We start from the raw sequence: 25,439 nt of genomic DNA, 5'->3' as shown, positions 1-25,439 counted from the left end.
TCACACAGCTTAAGCTGGTGGCGTTTAGCACCTGACTTTACGAGATACTTCATGAGCAAAGACATTCACGATTCACGAATCCTCATTTTAGATTTTGGTTCACAATACACGCAGTTAATCGCCCGTCGAGTGCGCGAAATTGGTGTTTATTGTGAGCTTTGGGCTTGGGATGTAACCGAAGAGCAAATTCGCGAGTTTAACCCACAAGGTATTATCCTTTCTGGTGGCCCAGAATCAACCACGCTTGAAAATAGCCCGCGTGCTCCTGAGTATGTATTTAATGCAGGCGTTCCAGTACTTGGTATTTGTTACGGTATGCAAACTATGGCAACGCAGCTTGGCGGCCGTGTACATAGCTCAGATAAAAAAGAATTTGGTTACGCACAAGTTGAAAAAGTGGGTAACTGTGCATTATTTGATGCCATTGAAGATCATATTACTGATGGCGGCAATGGCGTACTAGATGTGTGGATGAGCCACGGTGATAAAGTAATGGAAATTCCAGATACGTTTAAAACCACAGCTAAAACATCTACCTGCCCGCATGCGGCAATGTCTAACGAAGAAAAGCGCTTTTACGGTGTACAATTTCACCCAGAAGTAACGCACACACATCAAGGTCAACGTTTAATAGAGCGTTTTGCTATTGATATTTGTGGTTGTGAAAAATTATGGACGCCAGCAAAAATAATTGATGACGCCATTGAGCGTATCAAAGAAACTGTAGGTGACGACGAAGTTATTTTAGGCTTATCAGGCGGTGTAGATTCATCGGTTGTAGCTATGCTTATTCACCGTGCTATTGGTGAGCGCCTAACCTGTGTATTTGTTGATAACGGTTTACTTCGTTTAAACGAAGGCCAGCAAGTTATGGATATGTTTGGCAATAAGTTTGGCTTAAACATCGTTAAAGTAGATGCCGAAGATCAATTTTTAAATGACTTGGCAGGTAAATCAGACCCAGAAGATAAGCGTAAAGCTATTGGCCACACGTTTATTAATGTATTTGATGAGCAAGCTAAAAAGCTTAAAAACGCGAAATGGCTAGGCCAAGGTACAATTTACCCTGACGTAATCGAATCAGCGGCATCAGCGACTGGTAAAGCACACGTGATTAAATCGCATCATAATGTGGGCGGCTTACCAGATGACATGCAAATGGGCTTAGTAGAGCCATTACGTGAGTTATTTAAAGATGAAGTACGTAAAATTGGTTTAGAGCTAGGTTTACCGTACGATATGCTTTACCGTCACCCATTCCCAGGGCCAGGTTTAGGTGTGCGTGTACTTGGCGAAATCAAAAAAGAGTACTGTGATTTACTTCGCCGCGCAGATGCTATCTTCATTGAAGAGCTTCACAAAGCAGAGCTTTACCATAAAGTAAGCCAAGCGTTTACTGTATTCTTACCGGTTAAGTCGGTAGGGGTTATGGGTGATGCGCGTAAGTACGATTGGGTTGTTTCACTTCGTTGTGTTGAAACCATCGACTTTATGACTGCACGTTGGTCACATTTACCGTATGAGTTTTTAGGTGTGGTTTCTAACCGTATCATTAACGAAATCGACGGTATCTCACGCGTTGTTTACGATATTTCAGGAAAACCACCTGCCACTATCGAGTGGGAATAGACTTGGTTGTAAAAACCTAATCTAGTTTCTGTTAGATAAAAAAAGGCCAGTCAGTATTTCTGACTGGCCTTTTTAATGAATTTTTACTTTCCTAAAAAACCTTGCGGAGATATTAGTTTTCGTTGTAGTGCTGGCTTCTATTTTTAGGGCTGTGGCTGCGTAACACTGGGCACTGCCTGAAGATGAAAATCATTGCTGACAAAATGGAGGTATTCCAAAATAGGTTGAAGATGGTAGGGCGAGTTTATGATGGTTCGGTCGATCAAATCGACAAAATAAGACGCTGGCCCTTTGGTCGCCGTACGTAGTCAGTGATGATGTACCGATCTAACTAGCCGCTCTACAGTTCATCAACCAAGAAAATGCCCTGCAAATTTTACTCGTCGTGAAGAAGGTAATCACCTATATTTTCTCGACCTTCTGCTAACTCACCGAGCGATTTTTAAGAAGCGTTGTATAACAACTTAGAATGGGGTAAGTGATATGGTTAACATGGAAGTGATGAAAATTGTTATTTTGAGCGTAAAATATGATTCAAAGCGCGATGGATATTCATAAAATAGGTAAGCTTAAAGCTGTTAGATATGGAAGTACCTTTGAATGGTGTATTGACTAATAATAATTTGAGTGTCACATAAATACAGATTAAATCAGAAGCTGAACTGGAGTTGATATCTCTTGGGAAATTTGACCGTTAGATAGAGTGCAAAAGTGGTAGCTAACAGAAAAGTTTTAAATTGATATAGTAATATAATACTGTCTTTTGTGCTGTAGCATTCTTGATTATTTATAATGTACTCTACTGATTGAAAATACTTTAATATCAATGAGCTATAAAGAAATCGGATCAAAAGCAAAATGGTAACTAAGCAGAGTAAGTTCAGTTTCACGACCGTTAATTGCTGAAGAAAAAGTGGGCTCAGACGTTGAGCCAAAGCTGAACTAAAACGTCGACGAGTAGTAAGAACTTAGTTGTATAGGCAGCAATTAAAAACGAGGAATTATCAGATAAGGTTTGAACGACTATATATCAGATAGATTAAAATACGCTTATGCGCCTTTGGCTTTTTAGGCTAATGTCTATTAATAGCTCTTAGTCTTTGCGAGCTTCGAGCCCTTTAACCTATTAAGCTGTTCTTTCTGCTAAGGGTAAAAACTCTAATACATAAAGCGAGTAAGGTAACGGGTATTTCGACTCGCTCGTCCTGATCGTCAACGCAACTGACTTAACCAAATCGAGCCTAGGCTATGATTATAACATTACCGATCAGCTCCGAGAGACTTCGAATATAAAAATACGCATAAAACCATAGATAAAGATGATCACAGTCGTTTACATACGATTCTTTTTTGACATCTGGATGTACCGTCACTGATATATCAGGTGTGGTAGCGGTGGAACGTTCTTCAATTAATCGGTGTGCCTGTTGGTACACTGAATGTGTGGCTTATAAGTTTGTTGGGCTCAGTCGCTGGCGATTAAATATCCCCAGTGTGGGTAGCTTATGTTACAGGATTTGCTCAAAGGAAAATGCTGGATTCAGAGCTAAAAGCAAGCCTATCGCCTCGACACTGAAGAGGGCGGGTGTGAAGAAACGCAAGGCGCTAAGACAATAGTGTTAAATCAACGTTGGTCTATGGAATTTGTGTCATACCAGCTTAGTAATGGTAGGCACTTTTGGAGTGGATGTGGTGGATAATTACTCGCTGGAATGGTCGGTCAGTTGGTTTCTGTAACCACCAGTGGCAGGCACATCACAAGACTCCAAGGCTAGTTTATCTAAGAGTGTGGCAACCCTAATAAGCTGAACTGCGAGAACAGGACTGAATTTAACAGTAAGATCGTGTTCTTTTGATTCATGAAAAAGGGACAAATTGCAGAGTTTTAATTTTGAGTCTAGTATCAATTTAGGTTATCGAAGTTTTAAGTTTGATTATGCTTTTTAGGCTTAAATAATCTTAAAACTTTCTATCTTTTTTATGATACGGATACTGTTACTTATGAAATTGCCTAGTCAAGGTTTTGGTTTACTTTTAATGCTATTCTTTCTAGTGGCCTGTGACCGAACCTCAGTGTCATCAGATACAAGTAAAGAATTTACAATTGAGTTGGTCCGAGCGCCTTTATCCGTAGAAGTGGGTCAATCTGCAGTGATTGAGGTTCAGTTACAACAAAATGGACAAAATATTGATGGCGCGAGTTACCTTTGGATGGAAGAGAGTGTATTACCACTTGGCTTAGTTAGTAATAGTAACCAAGGGTTCTTTGTAGCACCGTCAAATATTGAGCAAGCTAGCATTCGTGTAACAGCTAGTTTCTCAGGTATGTCGCTAAGCAAGGATATCACCATAGACATTACCTCACCGGTTGACGTTATTGGAGATGTTGAGTCATTAGAGGTTACAGGCCCAACGGAAGTTTCTTCTGAACACAAGGTCATTTTAAATGCGGCTTATACGGTTAATGGGTTGGTTGATAGTGACAAGGAGATAAGTTGGGAACTATTAAGTGAACAAACAGTATCTTGGCAACAAATAGATAATCGAGTCGAGGTTACAGCACCTAATGTTTTTCAGGACACAGAGTTATTTTTCTCAGCACAAACTGAAGACGCCAGCGGCTTGTTGTTTGATACGATTGTGGTTCTCACGGTTAAGCCAAGGGGCATCAGCTTTGTTAACCAGATTAATACTGGAACGGGCAAAGTTGATGCAAACTCTCAATCGTCACATACAGTTAAGCAAAGCACTTCAGGGCAAACAGTCCACTTAACAGCAAAAGCCGAAAAGTCTGGTGGCGGTGGAAGCTTCATCTATGAATGGCAGCAAGTGAGCGGTACCACAGTAGACTTAATAGACAGTGCCAGCCAAACCACATCTTTCATTGCGCCCAAGCAGCCGGGAAAACTCGAATTTAAAGTAACAGCTACGGAAGTCAGTAGCGGGAAAAGCACATCACAGACACAGCTAGTAGAAATAAAGCCTGGACCTTTACAGCCTCAGCAAGGTGCTAAGCATCAAGTATACAATGGTCATGGTTCTGTTAGTTTGACTGCCGAGGTTAATGGTGGCACGGGGCCTTTTACCTATAAATGGACGCAAACAAAAGGTCCAGACGCTATGATAAGTAGTGTTAATGGAAAAACTACCGAGGTTACGCCGCCAGAGGTTACAACCGATACCGATTTTCAATGGGTAGTACAAGTAACTGATGCCGATGGCCATCAAGTGAGTATTACACACGATATTCAAGTGAAGGCAACTGCGCCTTTGTCGGTACAGATTATTAAACCAAAGGGCTGCACCACCAACTGTTTAGTTGAAGAAGGGGATTTTGTGTATCCTGCAGCAACTATCACCAGTACGCTTGATCGTGTATCAGTGTTGTGGGAGAGTAGCGATGTTGCCTTTACAGATGCGACAACAGAGCACCCTGTGTTTGTTGTGCCTAATGTCAATTCAGAAACAGGTATTAGAGTCAATGTTACTGTGACAGATGGCACCAATACTGTTTCCGATTCGCTACTTTATACCGCTAAACCTGTATTTAAGCTGGCACCTCATCAAAACCAAATAGGTAGTCACTTGGCAACAGGCCCTGGAGTCAGTACAGCAGCTCCAGTTCAGGTAGAATCCGGCAAAACTTTTAAACCAAGCATCGATATCCATGTCCCCCCTTTAGATAACGGGGCATCTCTTTCTTACCTATGGACGGTGATTGAGCCAAATCCAAAACCTAATGACTTGATAATTGCTGGTGACAATACAGCTCAGCCCATCATTAATGCGCCATCAGTAAGCAGTAATACCAACATTAAGCTTCAGGCAACCATTACCTATACCTCACCTGAAGGTAAAGTGATTACTAAAACTACTGATACTCAGTTTCAGGCAGTACCTGTTAATGCGCCAAGCAAACCCACACTTGCGCTCAGTATGGCTGGGCATGAAAGCGTATACAGTGGTCATGTGGTGCACCCAAAAACGACAGTGATGAACGCCAGTGGTCCCTTAAACTATCAGTGGGCGCAATTAAGTGGCCCAACCATTACGATTGCAGATGATAAAACGGATTCGCCAAGTTTCACCGCTCCTAGTGTGAGCGGCCATCAAGATATTGTAATAGAAGTCGAAGTGAGCGATGGGTCAGCCTTAGCAAAAGCACAAATGACTGTGACAGTTGATCCAGTAGTCGCACCACCGAAGTTGCCGTTAATGGTAACCGCCTCTAATGATGCGACCGTAACTGCAAATGAGACAGTGAAGCCGAGAGTCAGTCTTGGCAACACCTTTGGTTCACTCAGTTATTTATGGGTAGAAACCACTAGTATAGGCATTAGCCTTACAGATCCAAACACCGCTACTCCAAGCTTTATCGCACCGAATGGCCCTGCTACTGTGACCCTTGAAGTGATAGTAAATGATACGGCTAACGGCTCTGCTACCGATAGTGTCACTTACCATGTGAACAATGTTTTGCAAGTAACAGCTGGTGCAGCAACACGCACATTGGCTGAAGGTAATACCCTCAATTTATTGGCATCGGCTAAAGATGCCGATGGTGCGGTAAGCTATGCATGGACTCTTGCTGATGCCGGCACAACATCACTGACGAAAACAAGCATTATCAACGGATCCTCAGCGAATGCAAGCTTAGATCTTCCCAATGTGGATGCTGATACTACTATCAAACTGCAAGTTACGGCAACGGATTCGGTCAATACAGCTACCGCCACGGTTGCAGTGACCATTCAAGATCGCCACATGAGTGTCGACTTGGGCGCCGACTTTGATTTATCACCCTCGCAAACGGGGTACTTAAATGCGAATGTTGCAGGAGGGAAACCGCCCTACACCTATAGTTGGACAGATGATACGAATGCCGCACTAAGCAGTATCAGTGATGCGAACCCATCATTTATCGCGCCGTCTCTGACCCATGAAGTAGAGCTTAACTACAACCTGACGGTAATCGACAGTTTGGGTAATACGGCTAAAGATAGCGTTGTCGTGACCGTACCCGCTTTACCTTTACTGGTCAGCGCTGGTAATGATTTTTCTATTGCTGAAAGTTTAAGTGATGTGCAGTTGCACGGCAGTGTGCAACATGCCAATGAACCAGTTTATACTTGGACGCAGATTTCAGGCTCAGATGTCACCCCTTTAAAAAATGCAAATACTTTGAATGCATCATTTACCTCTCCAGCTAAAGCTGCGGGCACTAGCGAAGACCTGGTATTTGAACTCTCGGTTACTAGTAATGGTCGAGTCAAAAAAGACCAAGTAACAGTTACAGTGCAAGGCCAGCCCGATATATCGGCACATGTTACTCCTGTTCTTTATGTCAATGAAGGACAAATCGTTAGTTTAGTCGGTACGGTGATCGATGCAGACTCAAGCAGCCCTGCAACGGTGCAAAGTTTAACGTGGAGCCAACTTCCTACGGCGGCCAGTACCATTACGCTCAGCAATAGCAGCGTCAAGGGCGATGTTCGCAGTTTAACCAGTACCTTTATCGCTCCAGCCTATGGAAACGAGAACCAATATATCTTCACTTTTGCCGCACAAGGAACAGGTAATAAAGTATCACAAACGGCGATGGTGGAAGTATTGGCTGCGCCTAGTATTAGTGCTGGTGCTGATCTGCGCGTGCGCGCAGGGCAAACAGTTATTCTAAATGCAACGGGCAGCAGTCTCGCCAGTTATCAATGGACGCAAACGGCAGGAATACCAATAGTTGCGCTAAGTGGTGCCAATCAATATAACGCCTCATTTACGGCACCTGATGTGACGAGCGATACAACGCTCACTTTTACTGTGGTCGGGATGCCAATAGTAGGTGGTGCTTCGCAGCAAGACATGATAAATGTCGTGGTTTATGAACCGACTATTGTTGTAATGCCAAAAAGTGCAACAGACATAACCTTAACTGAAGGTGATCCAAAGTTAGATGTTACTGTAGATTTTATAAGCAGCGTAGGTTCTGCACCGATAACGCCAACGACTATTTCGTGGACCGTTACGCCGAGTACCGCGCCAGCCGATACCTTCGCTCCTCTAAATGCAGCTACCATTAGCATCAACCCGCAAACAGGCACTGCTGGTACCTATAAACTCGACATAGTAGCTGGTGATACGCCAGGTCATTATCAGGCTGGCAACCAAAGTTATACAGTGCTGATCAAACCAGCAGCTCCGGCAACTTTACCGTTAGTCGACAGTCGCAAACTGACAGCCGCACTTAAAAGCATAAACGCGGATCTGACTTCGCTAAATGGTATCGATAAGTTAGTAAGTTTGCATGCACCGGTAATTACCGGTGGCACACCACCCTACACCTATAGCTGGACACCGCCAGCCAAAGGCGTGGTGCTAAGTGGTGAAACAACCGACAACCCAACGGCAACCATTAGCAAACCTGCGAGTGAATGCACCTATATCGGAGGGGATATTACGCTGACGGTCACTGATACTAAAGGTCAAACGGTCAGCGCCACCTTGCCTATCAAAAACAGCCGTGGAGGAGATGCGGTTAACCCAACACCGACATCACCAGTATCATGCGATGTGTGCCGTGGACCGAAATTTATCTGCGAGCGCTCGCACAAGACTGCTGTTTGTGGCTCTGATGCTGCTGGTAATCCTGAATCATTGGCTTCCGCTGAGTTTTACAAATATCAATATTGCATCAATGATGTCGAAAACCTCATTGATGGATCACGTTATGTGACACGTCGATGTGCCACCGCTGAAACAGTGAATAAAGAGTTGGAGAGTCGGGCAAAAAACTCTGCATGGTTAGGTAAACTCATTTCCGTTGGCACTGACCCCGCTGTTGGCTGTCAGCAGTATAACGTGCACGATTTACAAGATGCGCACTTTAGTTGCTCCTTCATTTGTAAAGGTAAAGTCGGTGGTGGCTTCGAATCAGGTGGCGCTCGCGGGTGTAATATTGAAACCGTACCGGCAGTCAACCACAATTCCATACAATTACTAGAGAGCGATTACCCAGTGCCAACAGTTCCGGCCACTATTCCTGGCACAGGCTCACCAGGTGCTTGTCCTAACGGCATTCAACCTGCTATGTAAATAGCCTATTACATAAAGTTCCCCACACATCAGAGAGTGTGGGGTTTTATCTCGAGCTTTGTAGCGGTCAACTAATTCCCGACAGTAAGTTAAGCCGATTCACGGCCTAAACAGAATTATCGTCTCCATTATATCGATGGGACGGTATCGATTGTAATAGTGGATATATGAACCCTTTGAGGCTTCTTGCTGGTAACCAATGTTTTGATGCGCTATCTAAAATGTACAGCGACAAGTTGGCGACACAAGGTGGATAGAAGCACTTCTGATCCGCGGAGGCTTAGTATTAAAGAGAAACAAGAACTTCGTCGTGATATGACAGAATTTTCTACTTGGACCAAAGCCCGCTTTTTTGAAGCGGGTTTTTGTTATTTAGACGGTTATCATTTGGTATGAGTTAAGTTTAGTCCTTGCATATAGAGTTGACTGAGCTCTTCTGCGGATATACTTGGTGCATCTGTGGCCGAGTTAGATGATTGTTTAAAGATATGCTGGGCTACTAGTCTACCCATGTTTTGGGCGCTGGAGGTTTTATGAATACGAGTTTCATAAAACCTCTTCAAAATAACATTGAGGCTACATTTTGTCTTAAATAATTGAGCTAGGTGCCAAGCATCTTCAAGCGCTTGGCTAGCACCTTGCCCCGATGTGGGTAAGGAAGCATGTGCAGCATCTCCGATAATAATGAGATTCTCATTGTGCCAACAGGGAAGTGGGTCGATATCATGTACAAATATGCGTTTTAAACTGCGTGGATTATAGCTATTAAGTACCTGTTGAACTTTTTTAGGCCAATCCTGAAAACGCTCATGCATTTTTTCAAACCACTGCTCCATTGATTTCGTTTTATCAAGTTCACTAGGCCATGCAGCAGCCCAGTAACAATGTTGGTTTGCTACAGGTACTATACCAAAGCGTTCATTATTATCTCTAAAGTCATGAATTGTCTGCTCAAAAGGAGTTAGGTCAATTTCACTGATGCCTATTACATTAATGAAGCCTTGGTATTTAGTTGGCATAGGCACTTTATACAGATACTCTCGAGCTTTCGACTGCATTCGTCCATCGCAGCCTACTACAAGGTCAAACTTATCTTTTAATTGCGCAATGTCCTGAGTATTGACGGCTTGGTTGTAGTGAATAGTGGCACCCAGTTTCTCTAGTCGCTCGGCGAGTATCTTTATTAAGTCACGACGTAATATGCTAATAGTTGGAAAGCCGCACAGAGAGTTTAGTGTTTGAATATTAAACTCACCCAATTGAGTGGCTTGTTTGTCGTACTGTTGCATAGCAACTGGCTGACCCCCACACTGGGTGAAATCATCTATTAGACCTAGCTGCTCAAGCACAAAGGTCGCATTAGGCCATAACGTAACGCCAGCACCGATTGTAGAAAAGCTGGTGTTTCTTTCGAATAAGGTAACCTTGATACCTTGTTTTCTTGCAAATATCGCTAACGCAAGGCCAGCAATACCTGCACCTATAATGGCTATATGTTTAATTGAACTCATTTAAATCCTCCCAGTTTTTAAGAAAAAAGTGATTATCACTGGTCCAATAAACAGGATAAATATGGTAATTTTGGTTTGTAAATCCCATTTTATGAGATAGTTTTGCTAAATAATATTGAATTACAGTGGCTTCTTAGCTTCCAGAAAGTATTTGAACAATTAAGTTTTAAGCGGGCCGCTGAGCTGTGCCAAATTCCCAAATCAAATGTGAGCCGTCATGTTGCACTTTTAGAACAAGCGTTGAATGTAAGGCTATTGGAACGTACAACACGAAAAATGGTCGCGACAGAAGCGGGAGAACTTCTTTACCAAAACTTAACTCCGCTGCTTGTTGCGATGGGGGATGTTTTACAAGAAACCTATCAAAATAGTGATTTAGTTTCAGGGCATTTAAAAGTCATTACACCTGATTTACCGTTTTTGGCAGAGGCTATGGCTGAGTTTTGTTATAAACACCCTAACATTCAGTTAAGTTGTGATACTCAGCTTAATCCCGAAGAAGGGCTATTAGAAGGGTTTGATGTAGTGATACGTTTTGGACGAGGCCCTGTGGAGGATTCTGGATGGGTTGCAAAAGAGCTGGTTCGTTGGCCAAGTTGTGTCGTAGCTTCTCCTTTTTTACTAGATAAACATCCTAAACCAAATTCAACGACTGAACTTGGTAAGCTTCCCTGTATTACAAGCTTATCAGTCTTACAAGGAATGCCATGGAAATTCAAACGAGCAGGCACAGTTAATGTTGCATCCCGTTACAAAGTTAATAGTGGGCATATGGCAAAATCCGCTGCACTAAAAGGGCTAGGTTTTGCGATACTTCCTTTTGAAGCGTGCAGACAAGAGCTAGAAGAAGGGCAGTTAACAAAAATAGATTCCTTAGCTGATGAGCCTGAAGATTTGGTTTTGTATGCTTTTTATTCTGGACGTAGATATCCGTTCAAAAAAGTAAAAGCATTCCTTGAGTACCTTCAACTTGTTATTCAGCAACATTATCTTTCGAGCGAATGAAGCGCTTTAAATTATTATAACTGTGTTTGGCCCTTTTACTTTTTGCAGATAGCTTGGGTATGTTTAAAAAAGAGCTTTGTTAGCTTGCTAATTCGCCGTTTTGTTTATTTTGAAAGCAATTGAACTGCAAACTGTGTTTTTTTACTTTACCTTTATAAAAAGCTCTATATAATTCATCGTCATTGCAGGGGCGTAGTTCCAATTGGTAGAACAGCGGTCTCCAAAACCGACGGTTGGGAGTTCGAATCTCTCCGCCCCTGCCATTTCTTCTTTACATCGTTTTGATTACTTCCTATATTATTCATCTTACTAATCCATCGAGTTGTTATGCATTCACGTTACGCATCTGTTTTTGGTATAGAAAAGCTTGAACTTAATCAACACTTTCGCCCAGCTCAAGCTGAGTTGTCAGCGACTTCACCGTTAATTCTCTGTGATACATTAAAAGATGATATTGAGCGTGCCTTTGCGCCTGTAACAATAAACTCAATTGTTAAATCATCAACCATTGAGTTTAGTGAGCAACAATTAGGCCTGCCTGATTCTAACCTAACCTGTGCGCAAAAACGTGCGTTATGGGCTTTAATGAGTGAACACCTTGATACACTTTAAGTCGGTTACCGATGAGAATATCAATGAGCTGATGGCCATTGAAAATGCCTGTCATACACACCCTTGGACGTTAAAAACAATGCAGTCTTGTTTGCAGGGGCGCTATTTTAATTTAGCTGCGTTCAAAGACGAGCAAATGATAGGCTTTTACATTGGTGAAAAAGCAGGGCCCGATTTTACCTTAATGGATATTTGTGTCGCCCCGAGCTTTCAGGGACAAGGATTTGCTAAGCAGTTATTAACGCAGTTTATAGCGTACGGCGAGCAACACAGTGCCGAAAACTTATTTTTAGAAGTGAGAGAGTCTAATACGCGGGCGATTGCTTTGTATGAGCGTGCGGGCTTTATTGAAATGTCAGTACGTAAAAATTATTACCCCAGCGATGCGCCAAATAAAAATGGCTTTGAAGATGCGATTTTAATGGGCATGGCACTGGGTTTAAATTTTTAATGATTATTTATTAGCGATGGCTTGTTCTATTGCTGTAATGAGTTCTACAACGCGTTTTTCTCTTTGAGTCATATCGTTGCCTTTTAAACTTTGCTCAAGCGCTGATGCGCTATGGTAAATATCATCAAAGTTAAAACAACCGGCACTGCCCTTAATACTGTGGGCAAGTGCGCGCAGTGTTTCGCAATCTTGGTTGTTATAAAGGGTTTTTATCTGCTTTAAGTAATCAGGTAAACTTGCCAAATAATTAGCATTTATTTGCTGAAATTTCTCACTTTTTAATAAGCTATCCCACTTATTTTGATTATCGCGTTCAAGGTGTAAATAGCTGACTAATACATTTTCTAGTGCGTCTTTATCAATGGGTTTACCAAGTGCTTTGTTACAGCCTGCTTCAAGGTAAGTATCTATATCATGGTTCATGACATTTGCGGTCAGGGCGATAATTGGACCATCGTAGGCGGCATCTCTGAGCATTTTAGTTGCTTCTAAGCCGCCCATAACCGGCATTTGCATATCCATGATTATAAGCTGGTAGTCGTTCACTAGTGCCATTTCTACTGCTTGTGCGCCATTATTGGCTATATCAGGCTCTAACCCCCATGTTTGAAGGAGTAATTTTATCAGCAACTGATTATCGGGGTTATCTTCTGCCACTAAAATATGCGCATCAAAGTTATTGGTTGCAAAAGAAAGTTGCGGGTCTTTTTCGGGTGATAGCTGAGAGTGTTCAGTCAAAAACAGGTTACTACTAAGCCCATTACCTAAATGGCAATCTATATCGATAGTAAAACAACTACCCACACCCACTTCACTGGTTACGCTTACATCGCCACCGAGCAGCTGAGCCAAATTTTTTGAAATACATAGCCCTAATCCTGTACCACCAAATCGGCGTGTGGTTGTGGCATCAGCTTGTTCAAATGGCGTAAATAATCGACTTATTTGGTTTGCCGACATGCCTATACCGGTGTCTTCAACTATAAATGTAAGAATTTTTGGTGCTTGGTATTTAGCGGTTATTGTAACCTGACCTTGCTCAGTAAATTTAACTGCATTACTGGCAATATTAATCAGTATTTGTTTTAAACGAGTAACGTCACTATTTATGGTATGTGGTAATGGTAGCGAATAATTAATTGTAAATGAAAGCTGTTTCTCTTGTGCTAAAGGTTTAATGATTGATTCAACATCATGAATAAGCTGCACAACATTTAATGGTGTTTGCTCAACAGCGAGTTTTTCGGCTTCAATTTTTGATAAATCGAGGATGTTATTAATAAGCTCTAATAAATGTTTTGAATTACGAAGAATAGTGCCTAAATGATGTTTATCGTTTGTTTTCTTATCGCTATGCAGTAGTTGCTCGGTAAAACCCATAATGGCAGTGAGTGGAGTGCGAATTTCATGGCTCATATTGGCTAAAAAACGACTCTTAAGCTGGTTTGCTTGCTCTGCTTGAGCGATGGCTGTTTCAAGCTTACTATTCATTGATTCAAGTGCCTTAGTACGGCTCTCTACTTTGTCTTCTAAGTGATGCTTATATTCTTCTAGCTGCTCTTGATAGTGCTTAATTTGATTAATCATGTGATTAAAGTCGTTAAACAGTATGCCTACCTCATCGGTAGTATAAGCAGGCAGTGTGACTGAGAGGTCGCCATCACCAACGCGATGACTTGCTTCACCTAGTAATTCAATTGGGTTAAGCAGTAAATTGCGCACCACAATAAAAATTAAGATCGGTAGGGTGATCACAGAAATAATTACAATTAGCCCAGTGATGACACTAATTGCTTTACCTGATTGATACAGTACCGCTTTAGGAATGGTCGACACATAATAGTAGCCGCCACTCATTTGGGCTGCGAAAATCAATCGTTCTATTTTATCAACGCTCGAAAGCTCAATGGTTGATAAGCTGCCAATATCAGCTAGGTCATTAATTTTATTAAGTTCATACTCACTAACATAGTGGCCACGCATTTTGTAATCAGAGCTAAATAAAATTTTACCATCATTGGCGAGCAGTAAATTTAAGGTGTTGTTATAAGGGGCTTCTAAAATACTGGTGTTTAAAATCGAAGGTTCGACCTTAAGGACAATAAAACCAAGTTGTTGTGGGCGTTTTAAATAGTAGTCAACGCTGTATATGCGTTGCACAAAATATAAGTTGGTGGTGCCGTCTTCTTTTTGCACCATAAACTGCTGCTGGCTTAAATTGCTTTGTATGACTTGGTCAAAAAACGGATAAGACTTTGGCGCGACAGTTAAATTACTGGAGTAATAGGCATCACTTTCACCGGTTTTTGAGACTAAATTAATACTAATAATATCAGGGTAGGCTTCACTGTAACTGGCAAATACATCCATTAACGCCCCAAGGCGATAGGTATAGCTGGCGTCTTCAAATAAATCTTTAGCTAAAAAGTCACTTAGTACCGGTGAGGCAGAGAGTAACTTAGCCGTTGCATGAAAAGAGTCTATATAGTTGAATACTTTTTGCTGTTGTTGCTCTACAAAGCGACTCATGATCAAGTCAGCTTGTTTTTGCGTAGAGTTAGTTACATTAGTGAGCGTAAACCCTCCTAAAAATAACAACGGCAGTATAACCAGTGGAGTTATATACCATAATAATCGAATACTTAGCTTACTGGTTTTCATTACCCAACATCAAATCCTCCATGTAATCGAACAATAATATGATTTACAGAACCATTACTCAAGCTTGGTGTTAAGTTAGTGGGCAATTTATAGCGTTATTGTTAATAATCGCTGAAAACACCAAACTTAAAAAAGATCCGTTAATAACCAACCATTGATTGTTTATAAAGCCAAGATCAGCGAAAATAGTCTTCAATTACGATTAACTTAACGGATAGCGACACAAGAGCTAATTTGGGTTCTTGTTGGGGTATGTTGAGCTTTCTAGGTTTGCTTGTTTTTAGCCTTGAAAGCTCAGCATACTAAAATACAAATACATCCGTATATCAACTAAAAGAACCTTTTTAATGGCAGACCAAAATCTCCTTAGCGAAATTAATAAACGCCGTACCTTTGCGATCATCTCGCATCCGGATGCGGGTAAAACCACTATCACAGAAAAAGTATTGTTATTCGGACAAGCAATTCAAAAAGCCGGAACAGTAAAAGGGCGTGGCTCTAATCAGCATGCTAAGTCTGATTGGATGGAAATGGAAAAAGAGCGTGGTATTTCTGTGACTACCTCAGTAATGCAATTTCCATATAACAATGCGTTAGTTAATTTACTTGATACTCCAGGACACGAAGACTTCTCTGAAGATACTTACCGTACATTAACCGCGGTAGATTCGTGTTTAATGGTGATAGATGCCGCCAAAGGTGTAGAAGAACGTACCCGTAAGTTAATGGAAGTAACACGTCTGCGCACCACGCCGATTGTTACCTTTATGAATAAATGTGACCGTGATATTCGCGACCCAATGGAACTACTCGACGAAGTAGAAACAGAGCTAAATATTGCCTGTGCACCTATTACGTGGCCAATTGGCTGTGGTAAAGAATTTAAAGGTGTTTACCATATCCATAACGAAGAAACTATTTTATACAAAACAGGCCAAGGCCATACTATTCAAGAAGTGCGTAGCATTAAAGGACTTGATAACCCAGAGCTTGACCAAGCGATTGGTGATGAACTTGCAGCCCAGTTACGTGACGAGTTAGAGCTGGTTATTGGTGCATCACACGAGTTTGATTTAGATCTGTTCTTAGCGGGTGAGTTATCGCCTGTGTACTTTGGTACTGCACTTGGTAACTTTGGTGTAGATCATGTTCTAGATGGACTGACTGAATGGGCGCCAACGCCTTTACCTCGTGAAACAGAAGACCGCCAAGTTGTAGCCACAGAAGATAACTTCACTGGGTTTGTATTTAAAATTCAGGCCAACATGGATCCAAAACACCGTGACCGTATTGCCTTTATGCGTATTGTGTCGGGTAAATACAGCCAAGGCATGAAAATGAATCATGTGCGTATAGGTAAACAAGTGAGTATTTCTGATGCGGTAACCTTTATGGCGGGCGATCGTGAGCGTGCAGCTGATGCTTACGCTGGTGATATTATTGGTTTACATAACCACGGTACGATTCAAATTGGTGATACCTTTACCCAAGGCGAAAAAATTAAGTTCAGCGGTATTCCAAACTTCGCCCCTGAATTATTCCGCCGTATTCGTCTGCGCGATCCATTAAAACAAAAACAGCTATTAAAAGGACTGGTACAGCTTTCAGAAGAGGGCGCAGTACAAGTATTCAGACCATTAATTAATAATGACTTAATTGTAGGTGCGGTAGGTGTGTTGCAGTTTGACGTGGTGGTAGCGCGTTTAAAAGCTGAATATAACGTTGATGCAATTTACGAAAGCGTGAATGTAAATACAGCCCGTTGGGTTAGCTGTGATGATGTTAAAAAGTTTGAAGAATTTAAACGTAAGTGCGAAAGCAACTTAGCACTTGATGGTGGCGATAATTTAACTTACATCGCGCCGAGTCGTGTAAATCTTAACTTGTCGACAGAGCGTTACCCTGAAGTGACATTTAATCACACGCGTGAAAACTAGCACTTAGCCTCTAGAATTAACACAAAGCCTGCTTTGGCGGGCTTATAAAGGTAAATAATATTATGAATATTCGTACTATTTTAGTAGAAAAAGCCATTGCCGCTATGACCGCCGCAGGCCTACCAGAAGATACTAACCCAGCGGTTACCCAAAGCACTCGCCCACAGTTTGGTGATTACCAAATTAATGGCGCGATGGGCGCAGCTAAAAAAATGAAAAGTAACCCGCGTGAATTGGCGCAAAAAATTATTGATCAGTTAGATGTAAGCGACATTGCCGAAAAAACGGAAATTGCTGGCCCTGGTTTTATTAATATTCACTTAAAGCCGGAGTTTTTAGCTCAAAGCGTACAAGCTGCTAATAATCACGCAAAACTTGCCGTAAATGAGCACACCAAACCACAAAAAGTAGTGGTTGATTACTCATCGCCTAACCTTGCAAAAGAAATGCACGTAGGTCACTTACGCTCAACTATTATTGGTGATGCCGTAGTACGTGCGCTTGAATTTAGAGGCGATACCGTTGTTCGTCAAAATCACATGGGTGATTGGGGCACACAGTTTGGTATGTTAATTGCGCATTTAGAAGATCAAATTAACCAAGGTGTTGATTTAGATACTGTTGCGCTTGCTGATTTAGAAACCTTTTACCGCGATGCGAAAAAGCGTTTTGACGACGAAGAAGGCTTTGCCGATAAAGCGCGTAACTACGTAGTTAAACTGCAAGGTGGCGACGCACACTGTGAAAAACTGTGGAAACTATTTATTGCCACTTCAGTTAAGCATTCTGAAGAAGTATACAAGCGTTTAAATGTAACACTGACACCTGCCGACATTATGGCTGAAAGTGCATACAACAGTGAACTTAACGATATTATAAGCTTATTAAAAGATAAAAATATTGCAGTAGAGTCGCAAGGCGCACAAGTGGTATTTTTAGATGAGCTGGCAAATAAAGACGGTGAACCTTCAGCGTTTATCGTGCAAAAATCAGGTGGCGGCTTCTTATATGCAACCACTGATTTAGCGGCGTGTGATTACCGTTCAAACAAGCTAGGCGCTGAGCGTATTTTAATCTTTGTTGATGCGCGCCAGAGTCTTCACTTTAATCAAGTGGAGCTAACTGCGCGTAAAGCCGGTTTGTTACGCGATGAAACTAGTTACGAGTTTTGCCCATTTGGCACCATGATGGGCGCTGATGGCAAACCATTTAAAACCCGTACAGGCGGTACGGTTAAATTAGCTGATTTGCTTGAAGAGTCAATTACTCGCGCAGCAGCTAAATTGGCTGAGCGTGAATCAGATTTATCTGACGAAGACCGTAGTGAAATTGCACGTAAAGTGGGTATTGGCGCAGTTAAATATGCTGACCTTTCTAAGCATCGTACCAGCGATTACATCTTCAACTGGGACAGCATGCTAAGCTTTGAAGGCGCAACAGCCCCTTACTTACAATATGCTTATACGCGTGTTCGCAGTATTTTCCGTAAGTCTGGCGTTGATGCTGCAAGCTTAAAAGCCGATGTAAGTATTATTGAGCCGCAAGAGAAAACCCTCGCGCTTAAATTATTACAGTTAGAAGAAGTTCTTGATCTGATGATCAATGAAGCCACACCGCACGTATTATGTGGTTATTTATACGAACTAGCTAGTTTATACATGACATTCTATGAAGCTTGCCCAGTACTTAAAGAGGGCGTAGAGCCAAGTGTTCGTGATAGCCGTTTAGTGTTGTGTAATTTAGTGGCAGATACGCTGAAAACGGGCTTGGATCTGTTAGGCATTGAAGTCATGGAGCAAATGTAATCACCGTCGTATTTTAATCTAATACTGCGTTGTCCACTCGACTGACCCTAATCACATACAACTACGTATGCTCATAGGGATAAGTCGAGTGTCCGCCTTATCTTAGACTAAACTACTTAGGTGAACGTCTGCTGCGTGTAGTTCGCTTTGACTGCGTTGTCGTGCTTTTTTAGCCTAAGTCATATACAAAAACGTATGCTCCTTGGCATAAAAAAGCACTTCGCCTTGTCAGCACTTCTACACTTGCAGATGCGAAGCTTGGCACTAAATAGTTGGCCCTAATCACATACAACTACGTATGCTCATAGGGATAAGTCGGAGTGTCCGCCTTATCTTAGACTAAACTACTTAGGTGAACATCTGCTGCGTGTAGTTCGCTTTAGCTGCGTTGGTAAAACTATTTAGCCTAAGTCACATACAAACCGTATGCTCCTATGCATAAATAGTTTTACCGCCTTGCTAGCACTCCTAGACTTACAGATAATTTTAGGTTTAGGTGTTAGATTTATATTGACACTGTTCGGTATGTTCACCAATTTTGTAGCTGATAGCTGATAGCTGATAGCTGATAGCTGATAGCTGATAGCTGATAGCTGATAGCTGATAGCTGATAGCTGATAGCTGATAGCTGATAGCTGATAGCTGATAGCTGATAGCTGATAGCTGATAGCTGATAGCTGATAGCTGATAGCTGATAGCTGATAGCTGATAGCTGATAGCTGATAGCTGATAGCTGATAGCTGATAGCTCTTTAGAAGGATTTGATATGAAACTCGAAGATATTCGTCGTGAATACCTGCAAGATGCGCTCAGTGAAGACAACTTGCTTGATGATCCGTTTAAGCAGTTTGAAACCTGGCTTGAGCACGCTGTTGCCAGTAACTTGCCCGACCCTACAGCAATGGTGGTCGCTACGGTTGATGACACCGGTCAGCCTTCACAGCGTATTGTGCTGCTAAAGCATTTAGATGATAACGGTTTTGTGTTTTTTACTAATACCGGTTCACGTAAAGCACAAGAGCTTAAAGGCAATAATAAAATTTCCTTGCACTTTCCATGGCACCACATGGAGCGCCAAGTAATTGTATATGGTGAGGCGCAGCCGCTTCCAACGTCTGCCGTGGCTAAGTACTTTTTATCACGTCCAAAAGAAAGTCAATTAGCCGCTTGGGCGTCGCAACAAAGCCGCCCGGTGTCGTCGCGCAAAGTGTTAATGGAAACCTTTGCCAATATGAAAAACAAGTTTGCCAAAGGTGAAATACCACTCCCTGATTTTTGGGGTGGATATTGTGTTGTGCCGCAAAAAATCGAGTTTTGGCAAGGCGGAGCTCATCGTCTGCATGATCGCTTTATGTATCAGCGTCAGGCCGATAATAGCTGGCAAATAACGCGCTTAAATCCGTAGTGGGCTAGTTTTTTGAAGTTTATAGACTCGCATTGCCATCTTGATTTTAGTGAGTTTGATTCAAACCGCGAATCACTTATTAATGCCTGTGTAGCAAAGGGCGTTAGCCAATTTATTGTGCCAGGTATTAGCTTGGCGCAATCTCAAAACCTACTAGAGTTTAAAGCAACCTACCCACAAGTCAGCATAGCGGCAGGGCTGCATCCTTATTTTTTAGAGCAACACCAACAATCACATTTAGAGTCATTATTTAATTTTGCTAAAGCAAATAAAACACAGCTAGTGGCTATTGGTGAGTGCGGGCTCGATCGCAGTATTTCCAATCTTGAAAAACAAACCTTTTTGTTTGAGCAGCAAATAGCGCTTGCTAATGAGCTTGATTTACCGCTAATTGTTCATCACAGGCAAAGCCATGATTTAATTGCGCAGTCGTTTAAGCGTTGTAGGCCAAAAAACGGCGGTGTGATCCATGCTTTTTCAGGCTCAATTCAACAAGCGCACTATTATATAAAGCAGGGTTTTAAACTTGGAGTCGGTGGGGTTATAACTTACGAGCGTGCAGCTAAAACACGTGCAGTTATAGCAAAGCTTGAGCCGCAGCAGTTAGTGCTTGAGACAGACTCACCTTCAATGCCGCTAAGTGGCTATCAAGGGGAGGTAAATACCCCACTGCATATTCCTAACGTATTTGATGCGCTTTATGGTTTAAAACCAAATAGCGATAAATTTCAATTAGCTGAGCAGCTTTATGATTCATGCTCAGACGTTTTTTGTATATAACGATTTACTTGCCAGCGCTTTAATCCTCGGCCTAATTGCCAAGTAAAAATACAGGCAATCACTAACATAAGTAGCACTTGGCGACCTAAATCATGAAAATGATTATGGCTAGCCGATACCGCAGCACGGGTTAAATAGGTAATAGATACAAAGCCAATCGGGCGGTTGTCGTCTGAAATAACTTGCTCAACAAAAGGCGTTTTTAACTTACTAATACCCGGTGATGAGTCAGGTAATAAGCCATACACATGATGCGATTGCCAATTATCGCTGCTCGCAAGTACCACACCTTGTTTGTCATAAATAGTGGCCGAGAGTACAAATTCATCTTTACTGATATTGTTGCATAAGGTGGTCAGTTGCGGCTTGTTTTTTTCTATCAGCGGATTTTTAGCATTCAGTGCCATAAACTGAGTGAGAGATTTAGCTGCGCTATTGGCATTATCGTAAAGCAGTTGATGACTTTGAAAGCTACTATTTATACCCACCCAGCTTAATAATACAAAGCAGCCAGCGGCCAATAGCAAACGGACTAAACGCTTTTTTTGCGAGGCTGTAAGTGGATTTTTAAGATGGTTATTTTTCATAGTCACCGTATATGCTGCTGACAGCATTTTGATTTGATGTTACAACTACACTATAACCTTAAATCCACCCTGATGGCGAATTTTGTATCTTATATCCTTATCATCAATGCGCTAAATGTCAGGAAATATAAACGGAGATCCCATGTCGAACGCGAACATGGCACAGCACAGCGCTGAGCAACCATTATCACAACTTACCCTAAATAAATGGTTCAGTTATCAAAAGGGCGTATTTGCACCTTTAAATACAATTCCAAGCAGAGAGCGAGGGCTTTTTAGTATCGCATTTGCAGGCGATTTTAGTATGGCGCATATCAATAGCATGATTGAGTTTTTTGCGGCTCACCAGCAAAATGTGACAGCAATGTGTCAATATCAGCCAGATTTAGGGTTATCTCCGGCATTGTGCTTTTACATAGAAAATGCAGAGCGCGCAATAAATCCTCTAGAACTTCAAACTTTTGCAAATACCTTGGCATGCCAGTTAGTGCAAGTTACCACTCCTCCTGACTTACAAAAACCGGGGTTATTGGTAATGGATATGGATTCAACAGCCATTACTATTGAGTGTATTGATGAAATTGCACGTTTGGCTAATGTATATGACGAGGTTGCCAGCGTGACCGCGCAGGCAATGGCAGGTAAGCTTGATTTTAGTGAAAGCTTATACCAACGTGTTGCTAAGCTTGAAGGCATTGAAAAGAGTTTAATTGATGAGCTTAAAAGTACACTGCCTTTAATGCCGGGTATTAAAGCGTTGTGCCAAATTTTAAAGCACCACCAATGGTATTTAGCCATTGCATCAGGCGGGTTTGTGCCGTTTGCAGAGCGTGTACAAGAGTTAATTAATTTAGATGAAGTGCATGCCAATGTATTGGAATTTAAAGACGATAAACTAACAGGTAAGGTGTTAGGAGGCATTGTTGATGCTGAGCAAAAAGCGGTTATTTTAGAATCGCTCCAACAAAAACTAGGCCTTGAAAAAACGCAAACAGTTGCCATTGGTGATGGCGCAAATGATTTAAAAATGATGGCTCAAGCAGGATTAGGCGTTGCTGTGCATGGCAAACCTAAAGTAGTTGAACAAGCCCAAGCGGCTATTTGCCAAGGCTCGTTATTACAATTGCTGTATATGTTGGCGGTTCCGCTAAATCCATCACAGGGTTAACGTAAACGGTTTAACCAAATTAGTTTTCGCCTAGACATTTGCTCAACCTGTTGTTGGTTGAGCGATAAATGTACAAGGGCTTCGTCACTTACATCAATAATATCGCCAACTCCCGATACTGACCACAAGGCATCCTCTAAGTCTTTAGCCTTGTGAATTGCGTATTGGCTAACGTATTTTAGCTCATTTGCTAAGTAGTCAGTATCGAGTCGACCAGTACGTGAAATATATAAACGCATTATAAAAACCAGCTCAGACTTCAGCCCTTTACTTATTTGCTGTTTAAACTCGCTGCAGTCGGTGCCTAAAATACACTGACTGGTAATTGCATCGGCTATATTTTCTTTTTTAGGATCGAAGTTAATCACCAAACTAAATTCTAATGGCGAGTCTTGGCGAGATCGCTCTTTAATATTCGGGGTGATCACATCAGCAATGTGCGCTTTAGTAATAATATTTGATAAGTCTGTTTTAGTATTTAGCAGTGAAAAATTTTGTAAAATAACATGCAGAGGGCTTGGATATAAACCAAATCCCATGGCGCCAATTTCAAAGTGAGCCATTGATTTATGTAAGTATATTGGGAACTGGCAAAGTGTTTTGGTTACCATATTTCTAAGTGCTGTAGAAAGCCCAGGTACTTTAGGTGACTCTTCTGCTATTTTTAATTTTTGTTTATTGCTGTTAATTAAAAGAGTAAAAAAATCGACCCCAGTATGAGGCGACTTTTTCTCTACATGTGCTTTTAAATTAATCGTGGTTAACGATTTACTCACCGCCATTACTTCATATTGAATAAGACTTAATGAATAACTTTTGGTGATTTTTTGTAAATCGGGGAATGACAGCGACACGATATCGCCTTTTTTAAAGTTTACTTCTTGATTACACTCTAGCTGTAAACCAAAGACTGAAAAGTCCCGAGTATGGCCATGCAGTACTGAGTCACGGGTGTTAATAACGACGCTGGTTTTATAAAGGTAACGCTTATTAGAACGAAGGTTCACGTACTCTAACGGCACGGTATTTAGCTCCGGCGGTGATGCATGCTTACTGTGGCCAAACAATTTCAATTTATTGGCCAAGGCTTTATCAAATTCATACTGTTGATAATGCTGTTGTTCATGCTTATTACCTACTTGAGTAAGTAGCATTAAATATTTTACGTCTTTTATGGCGCCTTCAACACGTGGTGAAGGCGGTTTATTAAGTTTCTCAATATCCTTACCCAAAGAGTTAGGTAAAGATAAAGGAATATAAGCATCTTCAGTATGGCTTGGCATCAATTGTAATTTAAAGCAGCGCCAACTGTCTCTTCGGCTACCAAAACCAAAAAATAACGCTTTTAATTGTGCATGTTGCTCAAGCTCTGAACGAGTGGCTGAATAGTAGTAAATTTTTCCTGCAGAGACATGGGTAAAGGTATATAAATATTCCTCTTTTACAGCAACAGGTTTTAGTGCCAAGTTACGAATACGCTTATGGTTTAACACACTGTATAGGCAAGATACTTTGCGCTCATCGGTAAAGTAACGCTGAATAAACAGGCTGTTTTCTGTAGTTAAACTTAAGCTTGGATAATAAACACCGTTTTTTTGACTTATAAAAACGTATAGCGAATTGACCCTAGGAATGTAATATTGCTCGTATCCTTTAGAAATAACTGCATCGAGGGTGTTATCTAAGTTCACTTTGTAGCGGCGTTTATTGCCGTGAATAAAGCTTTCTAAAAAATGGTCAAACGCGGTGTTGTTTTCTTTAAATGTGCGTTTTAAGCGAATATGATTAAATTCATCCGAGGTGTTTTCTATCGCAACCACTTCGTATTCAATCCCATTTTTTAACCCAAGCTCAAAATCTTGTTCAAGGCCAACTAAGTGCATAACAATAAGCTGACCTTTTTTTAAGTTATAGCGGGATGCCAACTTAATTTTACAGCCACTGAGTGAAATATCAGAAGTACTTGCTTCAATTTTTGTTTGCTCATCGTACTCAATAGTAATTTTAATTGAGTAATTCATTCGCTCTTCGCTACGACTTTCATAAGCCGCAAACTTAATTACATCGGTGGGTAGTTCGGATAATGGTTCAATTATTTTAGCTGGGGTGGTCGTTGATTTTTGCTGTAATACACGATAATTATTTTCGGTATTCATCACCGCTTCGTACACGGCAAGGGTGTAGCCTTTATGTTGTTTTATTGATGCTTCGAATACTTCAATGGCGGTGTCATCCATAAAGTGTTGTTTACCGTTATGCTCATATGGTTTTACTTGGCCGGTTACTGAGCCACGCAGATCAATAAAGCGGTCTATCGGCTGAGATAAACGCGACATTTCCATTTTTATTAAAAACTGCTCGGGTTTGCTTAACTCGGCGGTTTTTGACTTGAAAATGAGATCAAACTTAGCATTTCCCAAATACTGTTTTAATTCATTTACAAGCGCTTCATGCTTGAGCAATACGTCTTCAGCCATTTATAAATCATCACCGTCTAATTTAAAAGTAGGTATACTGTTGCAATCATTTATTAGAGAATTAAATAAATCTAATATCGAAAAGTAGTTAAATGCGACCACGATATTATGCGTAACTATACTTTGTGTTTATTGTTATTCGTTATGAGCCAATTAATTGGCATGTTTTTATTAGCTTTTTAAAGCAAGAAGCATGCCCTAAAGCAGGTTAAATGAAACTACATCAGTATAGTGTGAGTGTGATACTAAATGCGCTATTCCACAAGGCGTTGTTGCTAAGGTAAAGCCAGCAATGGCAAAATAAGCGCTTAACAGTCAATAT

15 protein-coding genes and 1 tRNA gene are annotated in these 25,439 nt (G+C 41.3%); 12 read left to right on the top strand and 4 right to left on the bottom strand.

What is annotated here, in order from left to right; genetic code table 11:
- Nucleotides 1-51 precede the first annotated feature (51 nt).
- The 3 genes from guaA to AAGD16_RS11980 all read left to right on the top strand — a co-directional run bounded on the left by guaA (nucleotide 52) and on the right by AAGD16_RS11980 (nucleotide 9,114).
- The gene (guaA, locus tag AAGD16_RS11990; RefSeq protein WP_377111986.1) at nucleotides 52-1,629 is read left to right on the top strand and encodes a glutamine-hydrolyzing GMP synthase; all 1,578 of its coding nucleotides are present in this window, start codon (nucleotides 52-54) and stop codon (nucleotides 1,627-1,629) included.
- Nucleotides 1,630-3,630: 2,001 nt separating this feature from the next.
- Nucleotides 3,631-8,718 carry a hypothetical protein gene (locus AAGD16_RS11985; protein ID WP_377111983.1) on the top strand — a complete coding sequence of 1,696 codons (5,088 nt, stop codon included), beginning with the start codon at nucleotides 3,631-3,633 and terminating at the stop codon, nucleotides 8,716-8,718.
- A 249-nt stretch (nucleotides 8,719-8,967) separates the two neighbouring features.
- Complete coding sequence (locus AAGD16_RS11980; protein ID WP_167380512.1) at nucleotides 8,968-9,114, top strand: hypothetical protein; 147 nt, start codon at nucleotides 8,968-8,970, stop codon at nucleotides 9,112-9,114.
- Here the strand turns inward: AAGD16_RS11980 and AAGD16_RS11975 are convergent.
- On the bottom strand, nucleotides 9,102-10,229 hold the full coding sequence (locus AAGD16_RS11975) for an FAD-dependent oxidoreductase (protein ID WP_377111979.1): 1,128 nt from the start codon (nucleotides 10,227-10,229) through the stop codon (nucleotides 9,102-9,104). The genes AAGD16_RS11980 and AAGD16_RS11975 overlap by 13 nt on opposite strands.
- 102 nt (nucleotides 10,230-10,331) lie before the next feature.
- Here AAGD16_RS11975 and AAGD16_RS11970 point away from each other — a divergent pair, with 102 nt between their 5' ends.
- The 4 genes from AAGD16_RS11970 (at nucleotide 10,332) to rimI (ending at nucleotide 12,297) form a co-directional block, all read left to right on the top strand.
- Nucleotides 10,332-11,234 (top strand): LysR family transcriptional regulator, encoded by a 903-nt coding sequence (locus AAGD16_RS11970; protein WP_138765042.1) that lies wholly within the window; start codon nucleotides 10,332-10,334, stop codon nucleotides 11,232-11,234.
- A 186-nt stretch (nucleotides 11,235-11,420) separates the two neighbouring features.
- A tRNA-Trp gene (locus AAGD16_RS11965) sits at nucleotides 11,421-11,497 on the top strand.
- A 64-nt stretch (nucleotides 11,498-11,561) separates the two neighbouring features.
- Entirely contained in the window at nucleotides 11,562-11,846 is a 285-nt protein-coding gene (locus AAGD16_RS11960; RefSeq protein WP_128583358.1) for a hypothetical protein, read from the top strand.
- On the top strand, nucleotides 11,833-12,297 hold the full coding sequence (gene rimI, locus AAGD16_RS11955; protein ID WP_010387705.1) for a ribosomal protein S18-alanine N-acetyltransferase: 465 nt from the start codon (nucleotides 11,833-11,835) through the stop codon (nucleotides 12,295-12,297). Before AAGD16_RS11960 ends, rimI begins: the two co-directional genes overlap by 14 nt.
- Nucleotides 12,298-12,300: 3 nt before the next feature.
- Here rimI and AAGD16_RS11950 read toward each other — a convergent pair whose 3' ends face one another.
- Nucleotides 12,301-14,958: an ATP-binding protein gene (locus tag AAGD16_RS11950; RefSeq protein WP_138765044.1), complete on the bottom strand. Its 2,658-nt coding sequence runs from the start codon at nucleotides 14,956-14,958 to the stop codon at nucleotides 12,301-12,303.
- Between the two features lie 347 nt (nucleotides 14,959-15,305).
- Here AAGD16_RS11950 and prfC point away from each other — a divergent pair, with 347 nt between their 5' ends.
- The 4 genes from prfC (at nucleotide 15,306) to AAGD16_RS11930 (ending at nucleotide 20,885) form a co-directional block, all read left to right on the top strand.
- Nucleotides 15,306-16,895, top strand: coding sequence for a peptide chain release factor 3 (prfC, locus tag AAGD16_RS11945; protein ID WP_290191587.1), 1,590 nt, complete (start codon nucleotides 15,306-15,308; stop codon nucleotides 16,893-16,895).
- Nucleotides 16,896-16,957: 62 nt separating this feature from the next.
- Complete coding sequence (argS, locus tag AAGD16_RS11940; protein WP_368485016.1) at nucleotides 16,958-18,700, top strand: arginine--tRNA ligase; 1,743 nt, start codon at nucleotides 16,958-16,960, stop codon at nucleotides 18,698-18,700.
- Nucleotides 18,701-19,466: 766 nt separating this feature from the next.
- Nucleotides 19,467-20,105 carry a pyridoxamine 5'-phosphate oxidase gene (pdxH, locus tag AAGD16_RS11935; RefSeq protein WP_024602100.1) on the top strand — a complete coding sequence of 213 codons (639 nt, stop codon included), beginning with the start codon at nucleotides 19,467-19,469 and terminating at the stop codon, nucleotides 20,103-20,105.
- A gap of 12 nt (nucleotides 20,106-20,117) precedes the next feature.
- On the top strand, nucleotides 20,118-20,885 hold the full coding sequence (locus tag AAGD16_RS11930) for a TatD family hydrolase (RefSeq protein ID WP_377111972.1): 768 nt from the start codon (nucleotides 20,118-20,120) through the stop codon (nucleotides 20,883-20,885).
- Here AAGD16_RS11930 and AAGD16_RS11925 read toward each other — a convergent pair.
- The gene (locus tag AAGD16_RS11925) at nucleotides 20,852-21,472 is read right to left on the bottom strand and encodes an AhpA/YtjB family protein (protein WP_248474068.1); all 621 of its coding nucleotides are present in this window, start codon (nucleotides 21,470-21,472) and stop codon (nucleotides 20,852-20,854) included. The two genes, AAGD16_RS11930 and AAGD16_RS11925, sit on opposite strands and share 34 nt — an antisense overlap.
- A 142-nt stretch (nucleotides 21,473-21,614) precedes the next feature.
- On the opposite strand from AAGD16_RS11925, the gene serB reads away from it, so the two are divergent.
- A complete protein-coding gene (gene serB / locus AAGD16_RS11920; RefSeq protein ID WP_377111969.1) occupies nucleotides 21,615-22,640 on the top strand; it encodes a phosphoserine phosphatase SerB in 1,026 nt (341 codons plus the stop codon).
- Here the strand turns inward: serB and AAGD16_RS11915 are convergent.
- Nucleotides 22,637-25,117, bottom strand: a complete 2,481-nt coding sequence (locus AAGD16_RS11915) for a PilZ domain-containing protein (protein WP_377111966.1) — start codon at nucleotides 25,115-25,117, stop codon at nucleotides 22,637-22,639. The genes serB and AAGD16_RS11915 overlap by 4 nt on opposite strands.
- Nucleotides 25,118-25,439: the final 322 nt, after the last annotated feature.

Origin of the sequence: Pseudoalteromonas sp. M58 (genome assembly GCF_042604605.1) — a bacterium.
Lineage (GTDB): Bacteria > Pseudomonadota > Gammaproteobacteria > Enterobacterales > Alteromonadaceae > Pseudoalteromonas > Pseudoalteromonas tetraodonis.
The sequence above is the reverse complement of the archived record's forward strand: the minus strand, read 5'-3'. Positions and strand labels throughout refer to the sequence as shown.

What these genes read in the sequence shown, in the direction of transcription:
- guaA (WP_377111986.1), top strand. Translation starts at nt 52, where the DNA reads ATGAGCAAAGACATTCACGATTCACGAATCCTCATTTTAGATTTTGGT.
- AAGD16_RS11985 (WP_377111983.1), top strand. Translation starts at nt 3,631, where the DNA reads ATGAAATTGCCTAGTCAAGGTTTTGGTTTACTTTTAATGCTATTCTTT.
- AAGD16_RS11975 (WP_377111979.1), bottom strand. Translation starts at nt 10,229, where the DNA reads ATGAGTTCAATTAAACATATAGCCATTATAGGTGCAGGTATTGCTGGC.
- AAGD16_RS11960 (WP_128583358.1), top strand. Translation starts at nt 11,562, where the DNA reads ATGCATTCACGTTACGCATCTGTTTTTGGTATAGAAAAGCTTGAACTT.
- AAGD16_RS11950 (WP_138765044.1), bottom strand. Translation starts at nt 14,958, where the DNA reads ATGAAAACCAGTAAGCTAAGTATTCGATTATTATGGTATATAACTCCA.
- prfC (WP_290191587.1), top strand. Translation starts at nt 15,306, where the DNA reads ATGGCAGACCAAAATCTCCTTAGCGAAATTAATAAACGCCGTACCTTT.
- argS (WP_368485016.1), top strand. Translation starts at nt 16,958, where the DNA reads ATGAATATTCGTACTATTTTAGTAGAAAAAGCCATTGCCGCTATGACC.
- pdxH (WP_024602100.1), top strand. Translation starts at nt 19,467, where the DNA reads ATGAAACTCGAAGATATTCGTCGTGAATACCTGCAAGATGCGCTCAGT.
- AAGD16_RS11925 (WP_248474068.1), bottom strand. Translation starts at nt 21,472, where the DNA reads ATGAAAAATAACCATCTTAAAAATCCACTTACAGCCTCGCAAAAAAAG.
- serB (WP_377111969.1), top strand. Translation starts at nt 21,615, where the DNA reads ATGTCGAACGCGAACATGGCACAGCACAGCGCTGAGCAACCATTATCA.
- AAGD16_RS11915 (WP_377111966.1), bottom strand. Translation starts at nt 25,117, where the DNA reads ATGGCTGAAGACGTATTGCTCAAGCATGAAGCGCTTGTAAATGAATTA.